This is a genomic window from Streptomyces sp. MGP-P1 (genome assembly GCF_057766565.1).
The window spans coordinates 782,570-799,348 of record NZ_JBYMEM010000006.1 but is presented as its reverse complement, the minus strand read 5'-3'; the positions used below and the strand labels follow the sequence as shown (position 1 = coordinate 799,348).

The following is a 16,779-nucleotide window of genomic DNA, read 5'->3' as shown; positions in this document are numbered from 1 at the left end:
ACGGCCCTGTGCGGCTCCCGGACGGGATCGGGGGGCGGGCGGCTGTCAGCCGTCGCCGCCGTCGAGGTAGTTCCTCAGTCCCGGAACGGTGAGCGTGCCGCCGAACTGGCCGGCCTGGACCACCTTCACCTCGGTGAAGAAGGCGAAGGGCACGTTCAGCGGCGGCGGGGTCTGTGGGCTGAAGGTGATCGGGATGAGACCGAAGAGGTTGCCCTTCAGCTCCTCCGTGTACATCGTCACCTCGCCGTCGCGGATCGTCGACGTGGAGCCGGGCCGCGACTTCACATGGCCGGTCGTGCCCGCGGGGCCGACGGTCAGCTGGTGCAGGTCCTTGATGTCGATGGAACCGGCGGTGAACTTGAGCACCTTCTTGATGCTGCCGTCCGCCTTCTTCACCTCGACGATGCCGTGGTAGTCCAGGCCGTTGAGGGTGAGCAGCGTCGACTCCAGGATCCACGGGTCGGACGGGAGCAGCGGCATGCCGGGCTCCAGTTCGGCCGCGGCGAGCGCGTCCGGGTCGGGCTCGGGACACGGGAAGCGGGGTTTGGCGCCGTCCGGGATGTCCTCGTCCTTCTTGGGGTCGAGTCCCTTGACGTCCTCGTCGAGCTCCTCGACGTCCTTGCCCGCTCTCCCTGCCGCCTCGCGGATGGCGTCGGCCGTCTTGTCGGACGTCTCCTTCGCCTGGTCCGCCGCGCTCCCGGCCGGGTCCGTCGCCGGGTCCTTCGCCGGGTCCTCCGGCTCGTCGGACGGCTTCGGGGCCTCGGTCGTCGGGCTCGGGGACGGGGTCGCCGGCTTCTCGGTCCCGGCCTCGTCGTCCGGCCCGTCGAAGAGGTCCTTGAGCGCGTCGCCGACCCCGAGCGGGTCCAGCGGGTTCTTCGACTTCGTGGGCGTCGGGGTCGGGGTCGCGGAGGGCGTCTCGGCGGGCGTCTCCCCGGCGGACCGCGCCGACTTGTCCGCGTCCGCGTCGGGCTTCGCCCCGTCGGCGGAACCGCCGGGCGAGGGCGTCGGCGTGGGCTTGGCGGTGGCGTCGTCGCCGGGCTTCGCGTCCTTGTCGGACCCGTCCTTGCCGGACTCGTCCTTGTCCGCCTCGTCCTTCGCCGTGGCCGACGGGGACGGGGTGGCCTTCGGCGACTCGGACTCGCTCGGCTCGTCGGACCGGGTGACGCACGGTCCGGGCGCGAACGGGATGTCGGTGCGGTCGTCGGCCAGGGCCAGCCTGGGCGTCAGCCCCATGCCCACGAAGACCGCCGTCGGCATCGCGGCGAGCGCCAGGGCCTTCTTGCCGCTGGGCAGGTGGAGTTTGGTCAGCAGCGACTTCCTGGGGGCCGCGTGACGGGGGCCCTTGCGCTCGCGGAGGTCGTCGCCGGGGTGGGCGTTCATCCGCTGTCCGTCGTCACCCCGCACGGTTCCTCCCGCCGTCGCCCTCGGCTGCCAGGTCGTACCCGGAGCCCTGCTGCCGCGGGACGGCCGCGGCCGGGAACTCGTCCTCGGAGCGCTCCTCGTACGGCAGGTCCTTCGCCGGCGCGGTGCGCCGGGGTCCGCGCTCGCCGAACGGCTCCTCGTCGTTCCTCGTCTCGCCCGGGGCCCAGGAAATGGACAGGGCTCCGCCGACGAGGGCGAGGACGAACCCGATGACGAAACCGCCGATGTTGGCGACAGGTATCGAGATCAGCGCCAGCAGGATGGCGGCGACACCGGCGAAGACCCGGACGATGCTGTGGAACCACATCGTCAGGCCGAGCGTGACCAGGAGGACCCCGATGATCAGGGATCCCGCGCCGGCCGTGGTGGACATGGCCAGCGTCACGTTGCCGAGGTGCATGTTGGCGTACGGGAAGTAGGCGATGGGAAGACCACCGGCCGTGGTGAACAGTCCGGCCCAGAACGGCCGGTTACCCCGCCAGGCGCGGAAGCGTCGCCGATAGACGCGGACGTAGTGCTCGTTCTGCCCTGTGGACTCGGGGCTCATGGAAAACAGCTCCCTGGAACCGGTACTGCTGGAGGAGAAGAAGAAAGGGTGGGCGGCCGGACGCCGTTGAAGCACCGGCCGCCCGAGCGAGTGCTAATAGCACTCATCGACGCCGGAGACGAGCTTCAGCGACAGGTCGGGAAGCTTGAACGTCCCCGCCGTCGTGGCCCACGCCTTCTGCTTGACGCCCTTCAGCACAGCCTTGTCCGCGCGCTGGGAGAAGCCGTTCTCGTTGGCCTTGGTCCCCGGCTGGATGCCGGGCTTGCCCTCCGCCTTCGGCAGCGAGCCCGCCGCGACACCGATGTCGATGTTCCTGAACTCGGCGTCCGCGCCGAGCTCCGACACATCGAGGTAGAGATCCTTGGCGAAGACCTTCTCCTTGCCGGTGCCTGCCGTCAGCTTGAGAGTGACGTTGCCGAGGTCGAACGGCAGGTTCGGCGTCACCACCGACTGGCACATCTCGGTGATGTAGGCCTTGCTGAAGCCCGACACCGCGACCGGCGCGTTCATCGGCTTGCCGTCCAGCGTCTTGCCCGACGCCACGCTGCCGTACTGGACGAAGTCCCAGCCCTCGAGCTCCTTGGCCTCGACCTTGAACTCCTGGCCGGAAACGCTGAACGACGCGGCCAGCGCGCCCTGTGCCAGACCGATGCCCACCGCGGCCGTCGCCGCGACGCTCGGCACCATGACCAGTGCGAACCGCTTCCATCTCGTCCCACCGCGAACCTGGGAACTCATATTTGCTCCTTCTTCTCGGACGTACATCTCCGGTCCGGGCGTCGTGCCCGTCCTGGGATGGGAGAAGTGCTACGTCCTCGGGAAGGAGAGCGCCCGCACTCGGAGACGTGTCCCGTATCCGATCCACCGGCGTTCACCCCCGAGCGACAACCACTGGCCGCGCTTTCCGCGCGACCGGTCGGACAGGCCCCGCCCGTGGGCGGGAACCCCCCTGTCCGCGGTCGGCGCCACTGCCGCCGACCACTCGGTGGGGACCCAACAGACCCTCGGGCACCGGCTGGAGACCGGGCCGAGGGTATGGGACCGAGCGTGGCCGATCGTGGTGCATTCACGGCCGTGACACAAGGGGGATCGTTACTGACTAGTAACGGCCCGATAACCACAGGACGACAGGACGGCATCACACGGCGACACAGGGTGGCACGAAAGGGACATCCGAATGGCGGGAAACTTCATGGAAACAGGACAGAATCACCGACCTGCCTTACTGCGAGTAACAGCTTGCATCTTTGTCAAGATTTGGTAAAGCGCGGCCTTCTCGCATTCCTCTTCGGCGTCAGGACGGCAAAACGGCCGCGCCGCCCGGGGGGCGGTGCGGCCGTCTTGTCACATCGGGACAACCGGGAGGTCCGGAGCGGACGGCGGGCCCGGGGCCTCCGGTTCGGATCAGAACAGGACGCGGGCCAGCGCGGTGCGCGCGGCGGTGACCCGGGGGTCCTCCGGACCGATCACCTCGAACAGCTCGAGGAGTCGCAGCCGGGCGGCGTCGCGGTCGTCGCCCGCGGTGCGGCGGACCGCTTCGACGAGCCGGCCGAAGGCGTCCTCGACATGACCGCCGACCAGGTCGAGATCGGCGGCGGCCAGCTGGGCGTTCACGTCGCCCGGGCTGTCCGCGGCTTCCTTGCGGACCGCCTGCGGGTCCAGGCCCTGGACGCGGCCGAGCAACTCCGCCTGGGCCAGGCCCAGCTTGGCCTCCGGATTGCCCGGGTCGTCCGCGAGGACGTTCTCGTACGCCCGGACCGCGCCGCCGAAGTCATTGGCGTCGAGAGCGGACGCGGCGGCCTCCAGCACGGCGTCGTACGGGCCGGCCGGCGCCTCGGCCGGGACCGCGTCCGCCGGGGCGGCGTCCGGGTCGACGGCGATCCCGGTCAGCCCGAAGCGCTCCTCGCCGACCTGGATCAGCTGGTCCAGCGTCTCGCGGATCTGGGCCTCGGGGGCCGCGCCCTGGAAGAGCGGGAGGGCCTGCCCGGCGACGACGGCGAAGACCGCCGGGATGCCCTGGATGCCGAACTGCTGCATCAGCATCTGGTTCGCGTCGACATCGACCTTGGCCAGCAGGAAGCGGCCGTTGTACTCGACGGCCAGGCGCTCCAGCAGGGGGCCCAGCTGCTTGCACGGCTCGCACCACTCGGCCCAGAAGTCGATGACGACGGGGACTTCGGCGGAGCGCTGGAGGACATCGCGCTCGAATCCGGCTTCATCGACGTCGATCACCAGGGCGGTGGGCGCGACGGCGCCGACGCCCCCGGTACGGGCGGCCTCCGCGCGGGCCTGCTCCGCCTTGGCCTTGGCCTCACCGGCCGCCTTGACAGCGGCGAGGTCGACAACGCCGCTCATGGACATGTTCCTAGGCTGCATGCGTACATCCTCCCCCCTGAGCACTCCGTTCCGGAAAGCGAGTGCGAGAACCGGACCGGCCCGGGCGCCCCCAACCGGTGTGCGGGGGGCGGACGGGCCGATACGGTCCCGGCTCCCCCGAGCGCCCGTAGGGCCCGAGGAACCGGTCGGGCCCCTGAAAGACCCTGGCTGGAACTGACCGGACCCCGAAGGGCCCGGGTGGACCTTCCGGATCCCCATCCGGCCGGTCCGTGCGGCTCCGGGTCCCCACCCGGCGCCTGGGATCCCCGTGGAGACCCCGATGGCTGTCGCTCGTTCGTTCCGTGGCGCAGGGGGCGATCCGGCCGCCTTCCTTACGCTACGACCCGTAGCGTAACTGCCGATCACCCCGCCCGGACAGGTGCTCGCGGTGATCTGTCTCACGGGTACCGGAGCACAACCATCTCCCCTACCGGCCGGTATGGTCGCCGCATCATGAGCGACAGCGACCCCCGAGTCACCCGACCAGGACGTCCGCGGAGCACCGCGGCCGATGCCGCGATCCTCGAAGCGACGCGGGCGTCCCTGGTCGATCTCGGCTGGTCGAAGCTGACGATGGGCGATGTGGCGACCCGGGCCGGTGTCGCCAAGACGACCCTCTACCGGCGCTGGGCGGGCAAGAACGAACTGGTCGTGGACGCGGTCGCCGTCCTCTTCGACGAGCTGGAGCTGCCCGACCGGGGCAGCCTGGCCGCCGACGTCCAGGGCGTCGTGCTCCAGTTCGCCGCCCTGCTGGAGCGGCCGGAGGCCCGTACGGCGCTGATGGCGGTGGTCGCCGAGTCCACCCGCGACGACTCGTTGCGCCTGAGGATCCGCTCGGCGATCGTGGACCGGCAGAAGCGGCTGGTGCTGCTGGGCCGGGAACGCGCCCAGGCCCGCGGCGAGCTGCGGTACGAGGACGACTCCTCGACCGCCGCCCGCAACGCGGACCTGATCTTCGACGTGATCGCCGGGGCCGTGGTGCACCGCACTCTGGTGAGCGCGGAGCCGGTGGACTCCGCGTGGGCGAGCGGCTTCACCTCGCTGCTGCTGCTGGGGCTGGCGGGCGCGCAGGCCGGATAGCCGGGGCCGGAACCGCTCGTACGTGCCGGCCGCCGCGCCCCGGCGGGAAGCCACCGGGTCGCGCGGAGTGACGGGCCCTCAGAACCCCGGCGGCTCCGTGTAGGTGCCCCACTCCTCGCGGAGCACCCCGCAGATCTCGCCGAGCGTGGCCTCGGCCCGCACGGCGTCCAGCATCGGCGCGATCATGTTCGAGCCGTCGCGGGCGGAGGCGAGCATCGCGTCGAGGGCGGCGGTCACCTTGGCGTCGTCGCGGGCGGCCTTGCGGTCGGCGAGCTGGCTGACCTGGTCGCGCTCGACCTCGTGGCTGACCCGGAGGATCTCCAGGTCGCCGGTGACCGAGCCGTGGTGGACGTTGACGCCGACGACCCGCTTGTCGCCCTTCTCCAGGGCCCGCTGGTACTGGAACGCGGACTCGGCGATCTCGCCGGTGAACCAGCCGTCCTCGATGCCGCGCAGGATGCCGGAGGTCATCGGCCCGATGGGGTGCCGCCCGTCGGGGTGCGCCCGGGTGCCGCGCTCCTTGATCTGGTCGAAGATCTTCTCGGCCTCGGCCTCGATCCGGTCGGTGAGCTGCTCGACGTACCAGGAACCGCCCAGCGGGTCGGCCACGTTGGCGACGCCGGTCTCCTCCATCAGCACCTGCTGGGTGCGCAGGGCGATCTCGGCGGCCTGCTCGGAAGGGAGTGCGAGGGTCTCGTCGAGGGCGTTGGTGTGCAGCGAGTTGGTGCCGCCGAGCACGGCGGAGAGCGCCTCGACGGCGGTGCGCACCACGTTGTTGTACGGCTGCTGCGCGGTGAGCGAGACGCCGGCGGTCTGGGTGTGGAAGCGGAGCCACTGCGCCTTGTCGGTCCTGGCGCCGTACGTCTCCTTCATCCAGCGGGCCCAGATGCGGCGGGCGGCGCGGAACTTGGCGATCTCCTCGAAGAAGTCCAGGTGCGCGTCGAAGAAGAACGAGAGCCCGGAGGCGAAGGCGTCGACGTCCAGGCCGCGCGAGAGGCCCAGCTCCACGTAGCCGAAGCCGTCCGCGAGGGTGTACGCCAGCTCCTGCGCGGCCGTCGCCCCGGCCTCGCGGATGTGGTAGCCGGAGACGGAGAGCGGCTTGTAGGCGGGGATGTCGCGGGCGCAGTGCTCCATCAGGTCGCCGATGAGGCGCAGGTGGGGCTCGGGCTGGAAGAGCCACTCCTTCTGCGCGATGTACTCCTTGAAGATGTCGGTCTGGAGGGTGCCGTTGAGCACGCCCGGATCGACGCCCTGGCGCTCGGCGGCGACCAGGTACATGCAGAAGACGGGCACGGCCGGGCCGCTGATCGTCATCGAGGTGGTGACGTCGCCGAGGGGGATGTCCCCGAAGAGGACCTCCATGTCGGCGGCGGAGTCGATGGCGACCCCGCAGTGGCCGACCTCGCCGAGCGAGCGCGGGTCGTCGGAGTCCCGGCCCATCAGCGTCGGCATGTCGAAGGCGACGCTGAGGCCGCCGCCGCCCGCCGCGAGGATCATCTTGTAGCGCTCGTTGGTCTGCTGGGCGTTGCCGAAGCCGGCGAACTGGCGGATCGTCCACGTACGGCCCCGGTAGCCGGTGGGGTGCAGTCCGCGGGTGAAGGGGTACTCCCCCGGCCAGCCGATCCGCTCGAATCCCTCGTACGTGTCGCCGGGGCGTGGCCCGTACGCGGGCTCGACCGGGTCGCCGGAGAGCGTGGTGAAGTCCGCGTCACGCTTGCGGGCCTTGTCGTAACGGGCCTGCCAGCGGAGGCGGCCTTCCTCGATCGCGTCAGCGTCCATACCTCGAATTTACTAGGACGTCCTAGTAAATGTCGATGGCAAACCGCCCGGCGCTTTTCGCGCGGGGCGGTTCGGGGTGATCCGGGAGCCCTCGGCTCAGGCCTTGGCGGTCACCGGTGCGGGGTCGGTGACCAGGGCGCGGGCCTCGCGGCTGACCTTCGGTTCGACGAAGAACGAGGCGAAGGGGATGCAGCCGGCGGCCAGCACCCACAGGAGCTTGCCGAAGGGCCACTTCGCCTTGGAGCCGAGATCGAAGGCGAAGACGACGTAGACGATGAACAGCACGCCGTGGATCTGCGAGATCAGCATGGTGTCGCCGGTCTCGAAGCCGTACTTCGCGATGATCGCCACGGTGAAGACGAGCAGCCAGATGGCGGTGACGTAGGCCATCACCCGGTAGCGGGTGAGCACGTTCTGTTTCATGGCTACGAGCGTAACGGGACGACCGGCGCGATCTTCGCGCGACCCCGGCCTCATCGGAGGCCCGCGTTCACTTCTCCTCGAAGTCCTGGGCCGCCACCCGCAGTGGACGCAGCATGGCGAAGATCTCGGCGCACTCCTCGGAGTCGTACACCCCGAGCCCGAAGTCGATCGCGACCAGGTCCCGGGTGGCCGCCTCGACGACGTCGCGGCCCTTGTCGGTGATGGACGCCAGCGTTCCGCGGCCGTCGTTGGGGTTGGGCCGCTTGTCGACGAGACCGGACCTGACCAGCCGGTCCACGGTGTTGGTGACCGAGGTGGGATGCACCATCAGACGCTCCCCGATCTTGGACATCGGCAGCTCACCGGCCTTGGAGAAGGCGAGCAGCACCAGCGCCTCGTACCGGGCGAAGGTCAGGCCGTACGGCTTGACGACGGCGTCGACCTCGGCGAGCAGGATCTGCTGGGCCCGCATGATCGAGGTGATCGCCCCCATCGAGGGCACGGGCCCCCAGCGCTGCTGCCAGAGCTCGTCGGCGCGGGCGATGGGATCGAAGGGAAGACTGAGCGGCTTCGGCACGGCACCGACCTTACCCACTGGTCACATGCCGGTCAGCCCCGTCTCGTCCTTCGGTATCGGACATGCGTCCGGGGGCTGTCCTGCGGACCTCGGCGACCAGCAGGAGCGTGAGGACGGTACCGATGATTCCGGATCCGGCGACCACCTGGTGCACGGGGAAGAACTCGGCCGCGAGCCCCGCCAGCGCCATCCCGAACCCCTGGACGGTCATCAGCCCCGCGGTGAGCAGCGTCATGGCCCGGCCGCGCAACTCCTGGGGCACGGCGTCGACGAACCACTGGTCGAGCCCGATCACATAGGCGGCGCCCGCGCCGGCCAGGGCGAGGGCCGCCAGGGCGAGCGGCAGCCCGGGGCGGACCACGTACACGAGGAGCGGGAGAAGGCCGACGGCGGCGACCGGCAGGACGATCCGGGAGCGGTTACGGGGGCTGAGCGCGGCGCCCACGAACAGCTCGGCCCCGATGTGCCCGACGGCCATCGCGCAGAGCAGCAGCCCGAGCGCGGCGGGCGGGGCCCCGATCGCGTCGGCGTACGGGGCGGCGAGCGCCTCCGGGGCCACCACGAACATCGCGGGCAGCCAGGACAGCAGCATCAGCGCCCGGATACGCCGGTCGCCCAGCACCAGACGGGCCCCGGAGAGCGACTCCTTGAGCAGGGTTCCGCCGCCGCCACCGGCGCCGACACGGGCGGGGCGGTCGCGGGTGCCGAAGCGGAGCAGGACCGCCGAGCAGAGGAAGGTCACCACGGTGACGGTGATCGCGCCGCGCGGGGACAGCACGGTGAGCAGCACCCCTCCGGCGCCGAACCCGATGAGCATCGCGCTCTGCGAGACGATCCGCAGCAGCGAACGGCCCAGTACGTAGAGGTCGCCCTCGCCGAGGATGTCGGTGAGCGCCGCCATCCGCGTCCCGGTGAAGACGGGCGCGATGGCGGCGACCAGGCAGCGCAGGGCGAGGAGGCCGGCGACCGGGGTGGCGGGCACCAGCATCACGGCGACGCAGGCCGCGCAGAGCAGGTCGCAGACGACCAGGACGCGGCGGGCCGGGTAGCGGTCGGCGACGCCCGCGAACAGGGTGCCGCCGATCATGTACGGCAGCAGGCCCAGCGCGAACGTCAGCGCGCTGAGCAGCGGGGAGCCGGTGAGGTCGTAGACGAACACGGTGAGCGCCAGCTCGCTGACGACGACGCCGAGCAGCGAGAGGAGGTGCGCGGCGAAGACGGCCCGGAATTCCGCGACGGCGAAGACGGCCCGGTAGCCGCGCGGGGCGGCGGACGCCAGGGCATTGGGGCCGGGGCCGGAGACGGCGGACGCCAGGGCATCGGGGCCGGGGCCGGAGACGGCGGACGCCAGGGCATCGGGGCCGGGGCCGAAGACCGCGGACGCCAGGGCATCGGGGCCGGAGGCGGCGGGCTCCCGGAGCGTGGGCCCGGGGCCCGGGTCAGGGCGGGCGGCACGCTCCGGGGGCGGAGCCGGGACCGGCGCCGCCGGGGCGGGCGGGGTACGGGGTGTGTCCGCCGGGGCGGGGCTGTCGGTCGGCATGGGACGAGCCTGTGGCCGAGGAGCGGCCGGTCCTAGACTTTCGGCTGGAGCCGAATGTCCGGGCCGCCGCGCGAGGGAGAGGGATGCCGTTCCAGCTGCACTTCGGCGAGAGCGATCTGCTGCGCTGCCGGTTCGCGCTGTCACCGCTGTTCGAGACCCAGGAGGCGGTGCGTACCCTGCACCGCCCCGGCCGCCACGGCTACCACCTGCCGTGGCTCCGCCAAATCCGGGAGGCGTCCGGGGCACTGGACCTGGAGCCGCTGTGGCTGCTGATGCCCGCCATCGGCCACAACCCGGACTTCATCTGCCCGCCGCCGATCGGGCCGCTCGCGACGTTCGAGGAGGAGATCGCGGCCGTCCGGGCGGTCGATCCGGAGGTGGCGCGGGCCGACATGGCGCTGGCCCTGGCGGACCGGCCCGGCGGGACCGCGTCGGCGACGGGCCGGCGGCTGCTGGCCGATCCGGCGCGGGCGGTGCGCGAGCTCGCCGATCTGCTGGAGCGGGCCTGGCAGGCGCTGATCGAGCCGTACTGGCCCCGGCTGCGGGCGCTGCTGGAGGCCGACGTCGCCTACCACTCCCGGCGACTCGCGGAGAGCGGCCTCGAACAGCTGCTGGGTGAGGTGAGCCCCCGGCTGAGCTGGAACGGCTCGACGCTCACCGTGACCGGGACCCAGGGCGACCACGAGCGGGTGCTCGGCGGGCAGGGGCTGGTGCTGATGCCGAGCGTCTTCGTCTGGCCCGAGGTGGTGGGCGGCCACGAGGAGCCGTGGCGGCCGGGGCTGATCTACCCGGCGCGCGGCATCGGCGGGCTGTGGAGCGAGTCCGGCGACCGGACCCCCGAGACCCTCGCCCGGCTGCTCGGCCGGGTCCGGGCCGACGTGCTGTGCGCCCTGGACGAACCGGCCGGGACGAGCGCGCTGGCACACCGGATGGGCCTCGCCCCCTCGTCCGTGTCGGCCCATCTGTCCGTGCTGCGCGGGGCGGGGCTGCTGACCTCGCGCCGCTACGGACACCAGGTGCTGTACGAGCGAACCCCGCTGGGGATCGCGCTGGCCGCCTCGGACTGACGCGCGCCGGGCCGTGGGGCCTGTCCGACCCTTCCCGCCCGCCGCACGGCCGCCCTGCGGGCAACCACGGGAACGGCCGGAGGGGCCCCTGGCGGCGTACGGGTCACGGACGGTGTCGCACCAGCACTCTCCGTGACCGTTGTGTCACGATGGCCCACGCTCCCTGTGCTCCGTGTCCGTGCGTCATCACCGTCGAGGGGTCTGGATGTCCGGCCGCAGAATCGTCCCCCGCGCTCTCCCCCGTACCGTCCCCGTCCTGGCCGCCCTCACCCTGGCGACCGTGCTCACCGCGGGCTGCTCGACACCGGAACCGCGCGTCACCAAGACCGCCGACGCGGCGGACGAACTCGTCCGGGGGGAGCCCGCCCCGAGCGCAGCCTCCCCGTACTGGGTCGACCCGAACAGCGACGCGGCCCGCCAGGTGCGCGCCTGGGAGAAGGAGGGGCGCGAGGCGGAGGCGAAGATCCTGCGGCGGATCTCCGGCCGGCCGGTGGCCGACTGGCCCGCGTGGGACGACCCGGCCCCCGGCATCCGGGCCGCCGCGAAGTCCGCCGCCCGCACGAAGAAGACCCTCCTGCTGGTGGCGTACAACATCCCGCACCGCGACTGCGGGCTCTACTCCGCGGGCGGCGCGAAGGACGCGGACGCCTACCGTTCCTGGATCGGCGCGTTCGCCGACGCCGTCGGGAACGCTCCGGCGACCGTGATCCTGGAGCCGGACGCCCTCCCCCACATCACGGACGGCTGCACCCCGCCCGAGCACCACGCCGAGCGCTACCAGCTCCTCTCCGAGGCGGTGGACACGCTCAAGGCCCTGCCGAAGACCCAGGTCTACCTGGACGCGGGCAACCCGGACTGGATCGACGAGCCGTCCAAGATGGCGCAACCGCTGCGGCAGGCCGGCATCGACCGGGCCGACGGCTTCTCCCTCAACGTCTCCAACTTCCAGTCGAACGAGAACGTCAAGGCGTACGCGAAGCGGCTCTCCGACGCCGTGGGCGGCTCGCACTTCGTGATCGACACCAGCCGCAACGGCAAGGGCCCCCTGTCCGGGGGCCGTGAGGAGGCCTGGTGCAATCCGCCGGGCCGGGGGCTCGGCACCCCGCCGACCACCGACACCGGCGACGACCGGCTCGACGCCTATCTGTGGATCAAGCGGCCGGGCGACTCCGACGGCACCTGCCGGGGCGGCCCGCCGGCCGGCGACTGGTGGCCGGAGTACGCGCTCGGCCTGGCGAGGCGCGCCGCCTCCTGAGCCGGTCGCGGCACGCCCCCGGGGTCAGGCGACCTTGACCCACTTCGCCTCGGAGGGCACGTCGTCGGTGTCGGTGACGAAGAGCATGTACCAGCCGGGCGGCACCAGCGTGGGGTCGTCCGGCACGGTCACGCTCACCTTGCCGTCGCCCTTCTTCAGGCCCAGTTCGATGGAGCGCTGCTCCACGTCGGTGGTGTGGGTGACGGCGCTCGGCCGCATCAGGCGGGCCGTGGCGATCCGGTCGGCGTCGGCGCTCTCGTACGTGACCGTCGCGCCGCGCTCGGCGTTCTCGGGGCCGTTGCCGATCACCGGGCGCTCGTCCTTGCCGCGGTGCAGGGCGGGCGGGGTGTAGACCTCCATCCGCTGCTCGAACTTGCCGAGCTTGGTGTTGTCCTTGTCGCCGTAGAGCGAGTCGGAACCGAAGGTCGCCACCCGCCCGTCGGGCAGCAGCAGCGCCTCGGAGTGGTAGTTGCGCCCCACCGTCGGCTCGGCCGCCTCCTTGAAGGTGTTGGTCCTCGGGTCGTAGGACTGCGCCTTCAGGATGTTGCTCGCCCCGCGGCCCCGGTAGTCCTCGGATCCGCCGCTGGTGAAGACGGTGTCGTCGGGCATGATCACGCTGTTCAGATAGCGCGTGCCCTGCGGCAGGTCGGGGCCCGGCTCGAAGGCCGGGTTGTCCTGCTTGAGGTCGATGACCGCCGTGCGGGCGGTGGACTTCTTCGACTCGCCGACCCCGCCGCCGCCGAGCACCATCACCTTCTGGTCCTGCACGGGCGGCAGCAGCAGCGAGGCCGCCGTCTCCAGCTGGTCGGTGTCGGTCAGTCCGGGCACCTTGGTGAAGGTGTTCTTCTTGATGTCCCAGATCCCGGGCTCGCGCCCCTTGTCCGCCGGGCCGTATCCGGCGTTGGCGCCCGGGTAGAAGAGCTTGCCGCCCTTGGTCAGGAAGAGCGCCGGATAGGTCGGGAAGTAGTGGAAGGGGCCCTTGGACCACTTTTTCGTCTTCGGGTCGTAGACCTCGTTGTCGCCCGGGAGGATCGCGCCGACGTCGTCGAGGCCGGAGACGGAGAGCACCCGGCCGTCCTCGAGACCGACGAGCGTCGGATACCAGCGGGCCTCCTTCATCGGGTCGACCTTGATGTACTTCTCCGCCGTCGGGTCGAACTCGTAGGCGGCGCGGATCCCCTGGAAGTCCTGCTTGTCCATGGTGATCTTCTCGGCGAGGCCGTAGGAGTTGTCGGCGGCCTTGCCCTTCAGCCCGACGATCTCGTACTGGGCGGCGTCCGCCGCCACCGCGTCGGGCCCTTCGTCCACCGCCTCGACGAAGACCCGCTGCTCGGAGGCGGTCACCTTGGTCTTCCACGGCTTCATCTGGCCGCTCTCGAAGTAGTCGACGTCGAACTCGCGCTTGGCCTTGGGGACGGTGACGTCGAACTTGGCCACGTACTCGGCGCCGGAGGGCGAACGGAAGACCGTGCCCTTCTTGAGCTTCAGCGGCTTGTCCGGGTTCTCGTTCTTGACCCGCATACCGCCGCCGGCCCGCTTCACCTTGTCGTCGAGCACCTCGTAGCGGGCGGTGCCGCCGGCGATCAGGAGACGGCCGTCGGGGAGCTGGGCGTGGCCGCCGCAGAAGAAGTCCTCGGGGGTGGGGATCTTCTGGAAGGTGTTCTCGGCCGGGTCCCAGAGCACGGTGTCGAAGGTGCCCGCGTCGAAGTTCTTCTCGTCGTTGCCGGAACCCGCGACGATCAGCACCTTGCCGGTGTGCAGGAGCGCCGCGTGGATCGCGTTGGTCCGGTACTCCTTCGGGATGTCCACCCGCTCCCAGGAGCCGTACTCCGCCTTGTACTCCGGCTGGTCGATCTTGTACGCGTGGTACCTGTCCTCGGCGAAGGACAGGGCCGCCGGAGCGTTCAGCCCGGCGAGCAGCACCACCGCGCCGCCTCCCAGGAGCGTCTTCCTCATCTGCTTCGAGGGCCGGTAGGCCATGGGTCAGTTCCCTCCTGCGGTGGTGGTGGCGGTGGTGCCGGCGCTCGCCGCGGTGGTCGCCGACGGGGCGGGGGCGGTGGTGGTGGTGACGTACGCCGGTTCGGGCGGCGGGAGCGCCGGGACGGGGACGGCGCGCGCGGCCTCGGCGCGCCTGTCCTGCCGGACGGTCCAGGCCCAGACGGCGACCGGGGAGAGGGATATCGCGAGACCCAGCGTCGCCCAGGTCCGCATCGCCACATGGGTGTGGTCCAGGTACACCGACGCGGCGAGCGAGGAGAGCAGGACCGCCGCCCAGCAGAGGTGGATACGGAAGGTGAGCAGCCGGTCCGGGGAGGTCTGGCCGCCCTTGGGTGTGACGACGAACCGTCCGTCGGTGCGCAGCACGGCCGAGCCCAGGGACTTCAGGTAGATCGGGGCGGAGAGCGCGGACATGGCCATGCCGGCGAGACCGCCGGAGCCCTCGGGCTCGTGCGGGGAGACGTTGTGCCGGCGGTTCCAGAGGTAGAGGCCGATCTGGAGGGCGGCGGCGTCGCTGTAGAGCATCAGCCAGATGGAGGCGGCGACCTGGGTGCCGGACGCCCCGAACCAGAGGAACAGCACACAGCTGCCCACGCCGAGCAGCCAGTTGACCGCGGTCATCGGGTAGTAGACGAGCATCAGCGTGTAGCTGAGGAGGCGGCCGGGGGGCACCCGGAACAGCGCCTTGCCGTACTGCTTGAACAGCGTCTCGTACGTTCCCCGGGACCAGCGCAGCTGCTGGGTGAAGAAGTCCGTCCAGGAGGCGGGCCCCTCGCCCACGGCGAGCACGTCGGGGGTGTAGACGGAACGCCAGTAGTGCCCGGTGTGCGGGTTGCGGCGGCGGTGGATCTCGAAGCCGGTGGCCATGTCCTCGGTGATCGAGTCGTACAGGCCGCCGACCTGCCGCAGCGCGGCGATGCGCACGACGTTGTTGGTGCCGACGAACATCGGGGCGCCGTAGCGGTTGCCCGCGCGCTGGATCAGTGCGTGGAAGAGGAACTGCTGCGACTCGGCGGCCTTGGTGACGGCCGAGTCGTAGTTCCCGTAGACCTGCGGTCCGACGACGAAGGCGACGTCCGGGTCGCGGAAGTAGCCCATCATCCGCTCCAGGAAGTTGGGCATGGGCACGTGGTCGGTGTCCACGGAGGCGAAGAAGTCGTAGTCACCGCCGTGCAGGGCGATCCAGGCGTTGTAGTTGCCGTGCTTCGTCCTCGCCTTGTGGACGCCATTGTCACGGTTCCACTCGGGGACGCCGCGCCGGGTGAAGTGGTGGACGCCCAGCTCGGCGCAGAGCATCCGGGCCCCGGGGTCGTCGCCCTCGTCGAGCAGCCAGACGTCCAGCGGGCCGGGGTGCTTCAGGCGTACGGCGCCCTTGAGAGTGGCGCGGACCATGGAAAGCGGTTCCTTGCCGGGGACGTACGTGGTCAGGAAGGCGACCCTGGTGCCGGGCTCGGGCGTCACCGGGACCGGGTCCCGCGCGACGAGCGTGGCGTGCGCGATGGAGACCACGTTGACCAGCATGAACAGCTCGATCAGCGCGATCGACACCAGCATCACGGTGTCGGCGACGACCAGCCAGCGCTCCCCGTTCTCCCGCTCGGTCCAGTGCGTGGGCCAGACCAGGTACAGCAGCAGGACGCCCGTGAGCACCGGGGCGAGGGTCATCAGCAGGACGGCTCTTATTCGGTGCTTCTCCGTCGAGAGCAGGCTCCTGTACCGCACCCGGTACCCCGTCGGTTCCGGCTCCGTGAGCGGACCCGCGAGCCGGCTGTAGGTGTCGTAGTCGTAGCCCTCCGACCGCACCGTGCCTCCCACTGTCGAACGGGTTGATATCCCTACAGAAAGGGACAGCTAACGGCGTGTCGACTTGGCGGGTCCGAGTGAGCGGTTTTTGGTCCGGAGCCGGAAAAGCCCCCGACCGTGTGGCGCCGGGGGCTTTTCGGGTGAACGCGGGCGAGGGCGGGACGTCCGCGCGGACGGTGCGTCAGGACGAGAGGTGGCGCTCCACGGTCGCGACCTTGGAGGTCAGGCCGTCGGTGACGCCGGGCCGGATGTCGGCCTTCAGTACCAGGGAGACGCGGCCGGCGCGGGCCTCGACGGCGGCCACGGCGCGCTTGACGACGTCCATGACCTCGTCCCACTCGCCCTCGACGGAGGTGAACATGGCGTCGGTGCGGTTGGGGAGACCTGACTCACGCACGACCCGCACGGCGTCGGCGACGTACTCCCCGACGTCCTCGCCGACACCGAGCGGGGAGACGGAGAACGCGACGATCATGCGCTGACCGTGCCCTCGCGGCGGGCGCGGGCGGCGATGACGCCGTCGGCCTCGTACTTCTTGAGGAGCTTGTCGCCGTAGAGCCCGCCGAAGGGGATGACCGCGAGGACGAAGAACAGCGCGACGCGCTTGAGCGGCCACTTGGCCTTGACCCAGACGTCCAGCAGGAACACCACGTAGATCGTGAAGAGGAGGCCGTGCAGCGCGCCCAGCGGCGGCATCAGGAAGTCGATGTCCGAGACGCGCATGAGGAGCGAGCCGAAGATGAGCAGCGCCGGGAAGGACAGCGCCTCGGGAAGCGAGATGAGGCGCAGCCGGTGCAGGGCGGAAGCGGTCTTGATGTCCACGAGGGCACCTTCGAGTGGGAGGGTCGCGTGAGCTTGTGAAGACACGCACAAGCCGACCCCATTGTGGCATCGCGCCGACGCGTCCCCGGC

At 71.1% G+C, this 16,779-nt stretch carries 15 protein-coding genes; 3 read left to right on the top strand and 12 right to left on the bottom strand.

The window, feature by feature from the left end; translation table 11 throughout:
- Window positions 1-45: 45 nt before the first annotated feature.
- The 4 genes from AC3CH1_RS19335 to AC3CH1_RS19320 form a co-directional block, all read right to left on the bottom strand.
- A complete protein-coding gene (locus tag AC3CH1_RS19335; RefSeq protein ID WP_488464067.1) occupies window positions 46-1,404 on the bottom strand; it encodes a hypothetical protein in 1,359 nt (452 codons plus the stop codon).
- Window positions 1,394-1,969, bottom strand: a complete 576-nt coding sequence (locus tag AC3CH1_RS19330) for a DUF6114 domain-containing protein (protein WP_488464066.1) — start codon at window positions 1,967-1,969, stop codon at window positions 1,394-1,396. The genes AC3CH1_RS19335 and AC3CH1_RS19330 overlap by 11 nt, the downstream gene beginning before the upstream one ends.
- Before the next feature lie 93 nt (window positions 1,970-2,062).
- Window positions 2,063-2,707: a DUF6230 family protein gene (locus AC3CH1_RS19325; RefSeq protein ID WP_488464065.1), complete on the bottom strand. Its 645-nt coding sequence runs from the start codon at window positions 2,705-2,707 to the stop codon at window positions 2,063-2,065.
- A 666-nt stretch (window positions 2,708-3,373) separates the two neighbouring features.
- Window positions 3,374-4,345 (bottom strand): tetratricopeptide repeat protein, encoded by a 972-nt coding sequence (locus tag AC3CH1_RS19320; RefSeq protein ID WP_488464064.1) that lies wholly within the window; start codon window positions 4,343-4,345, stop codon window positions 3,374-3,376.
- A 453-nt stretch (window positions 4,346-4,798) separates the two neighbouring features.
- Here AC3CH1_RS19320 and AC3CH1_RS19315 point away from each other — a divergent pair, with 453 nt between their 5' ends.
- On the top strand, window positions 4,799-5,425 hold the full coding sequence (locus tag AC3CH1_RS19315) for a TetR/AcrR family transcriptional regulator (protein WP_488464063.1): 627 nt from the start codon (window positions 4,799-4,801) through the stop codon (window positions 5,423-5,425).
- 78 nt (window positions 5,426-5,503) lie between these two features.
- Here AC3CH1_RS19315 and icmA read toward each other — a convergent pair whose 3' ends face one another.
- The 4 genes from icmA to AC3CH1_RS19295 all read right to left on the bottom strand — a co-directional run bounded on the left by icmA (window position 5,504) and on the right by AC3CH1_RS19295 (window position 9,744).
- The gene (gene icmA / locus AC3CH1_RS19310; protein WP_488464062.1) at window positions 5,504-7,204 is read right to left on the bottom strand and encodes a coenzyme B12-dependent isobutyryl-CoA mutase large subunit; all 1,701 of its coding nucleotides are present in this window, start codon (window positions 7,202-7,204) and stop codon (window positions 5,504-5,506) included.
- A 96-nt stretch (window positions 7,205-7,300) separates the two neighbouring features.
- On the bottom strand, window positions 7,301-7,627 hold the full coding sequence (locus tag AC3CH1_RS19305; RefSeq protein WP_026290710.1) for a DUF3817 domain-containing protein: 327 nt from the start codon (window positions 7,625-7,627) through the stop codon (window positions 7,301-7,303).
- Window positions 7,628-7,694: 67 nt separating this feature from the next.
- Window positions 7,695-8,204 (bottom strand): MarR family winged helix-turn-helix transcriptional regulator, encoded by a 510-nt coding sequence (locus tag AC3CH1_RS19300; protein WP_217226404.1) that lies wholly within the window; start codon window positions 8,202-8,204, stop codon window positions 7,695-7,697.
- A 10-nt stretch (window positions 8,205-8,214) separates the two neighbouring features.
- Window positions 8,215-9,744, bottom strand: a complete 1,530-nt coding sequence (locus tag AC3CH1_RS19295) for an MFS transporter (RefSeq protein ID WP_488464061.1) — start codon at window positions 9,742-9,744, stop codon at window positions 8,215-8,217.
- Between the two features lie 83 nt (window positions 9,745-9,827).
- Here AC3CH1_RS19295 and AC3CH1_RS19290 point away from each other — a divergent pair, with 83 nt between their 5' ends.
- Window positions 9,828-10,811 carry an ArsR/SmtB family transcription factor gene (locus AC3CH1_RS19290; protein ID WP_488464060.1) on the top strand — a complete coding sequence of 328 codons (984 nt, stop codon included), beginning with the start codon at window positions 9,828-9,830 and terminating at the stop codon, window positions 10,809-10,811.
- A gap of 205 nt (window positions 10,812-11,016) precedes the next feature.
- Complete coding sequence (locus AC3CH1_RS19285; protein WP_488464059.1) at window positions 11,017-12,066, top strand: glycoside hydrolase family 6 protein; 1,050 nt, start codon at window positions 11,017-11,019, stop codon at window positions 12,064-12,066.
- Window positions 12,067-12,090: 24 nt separating this feature from the next.
- On the opposite strand, the gene glxA is transcribed toward AC3CH1_RS19285, so the two are convergent.
- From glxA to AC3CH1_RS19265, 4 genes are all read right to left on the bottom strand, one after another.
- On the bottom strand, window positions 12,091-14,046 hold the full coding sequence (gene glxA, locus AC3CH1_RS19280; RefSeq protein ID WP_488464058.1) for a radical copper oxidase GlxA: 1,956 nt from the start codon (window positions 14,044-14,046) through the stop codon (window positions 12,091-12,093).
- 3 nt (window positions 14,047-14,049) lie between these two features.
- Window positions 14,050-15,867, bottom strand: a complete 1,818-nt coding sequence (locus AC3CH1_RS19275; protein WP_488464057.1) for a glycosyltransferase family 2 protein — start codon at window positions 15,865-15,867, stop codon at window positions 14,050-14,052.
- Window positions 15,868-16,048: 181 nt separating this feature from the next.
- On the bottom strand, window positions 16,049-16,342 hold the full coding sequence (locus tag AC3CH1_RS19270; RefSeq protein WP_018958954.1) for an MTH1187 family thiamine-binding protein: 294 nt from the start codon (window positions 16,340-16,342) through the stop codon (window positions 16,049-16,051).
- A complete protein-coding gene (locus AC3CH1_RS19265; protein ID WP_003966215.1) occupies window positions 16,339-16,689 on the bottom strand; it encodes a DUF3817 domain-containing protein in 351 nt (116 codons plus the stop codon). The genes AC3CH1_RS19270 and AC3CH1_RS19265 overlap by 4 nt, the downstream gene beginning before the upstream one ends.
- Window positions 16,690-16,779 lie beyond the last annotated feature (90 nt).

Coding starts and splice junctions, on each gene's coding strand:
- AC3CH1_RS19295 (WP_488464061.1), bottom strand. CDS start 9,744: ATGCCGACCGACAGCCCCGCCCCGGCGGACACACCCCGTACCCCGCCC.
- AC3CH1_RS19320 (WP_488464064.1), bottom strand. CDS start 4,345: ATGCAGCCTAGGAACATGTCCATGAGCGGCGTTGTCGACCTCGCCGCT.
- AC3CH1_RS19315 (WP_488464063.1), top strand. CDS start 4,799: ATGAGCGACAGCGACCCCCGAGTCACCCGACCAGGACGTCCGCGGAGC.
- AC3CH1_RS19330 (WP_488464066.1), bottom strand. CDS start 1,969: ATGAGCCCCGAGTCCACAGGGCAGAACGAGCACTACGTCCGCGTCTAT.
- icmA (WP_488464062.1), bottom strand. CDS start 7,204: ATGGACGCTGACGCGATCGAGGAAGGCCGCCTCCGCTGGCAGGCCCGT.
- AC3CH1_RS19305 (WP_026290710.1), bottom strand. CDS start 7,627: ATGAAACAGAACGTGCTCACCCGCTACCGGGTGATGGCCTACGTCACC.
- AC3CH1_RS19290 (WP_488464060.1), top strand. CDS start 9,828: ATGCCGTTCCAGCTGCACTTCGGCGAGAGCGATCTGCTGCGCTGCCGG.
- AC3CH1_RS19325 (WP_488464065.1), bottom strand. CDS start 2,707: ATGAGTTCCCAGGTTCGCGGTGGGACGAGATGGAAGCGGTTCGCACTG.
- AC3CH1_RS19270 (WP_018958954.1), bottom strand. CDS start 16,342: ATGATCGTCGCGTTCTCCGTCTCCCCGCTCGGTGTCGGCGAGGACGTC.
- glxA (WP_488464058.1), bottom strand. CDS start 14,046: ATGGCCTACCGGCCCTCGAAGCAGATGAGGAAGACGCTCCTGGGAGGC.
- AC3CH1_RS19285 (WP_488464059.1), top strand. CDS start 11,017: ATGTCCGGCCGCAGAATCGTCCCCCGCGCTCTCCCCCGTACCGTCCCC.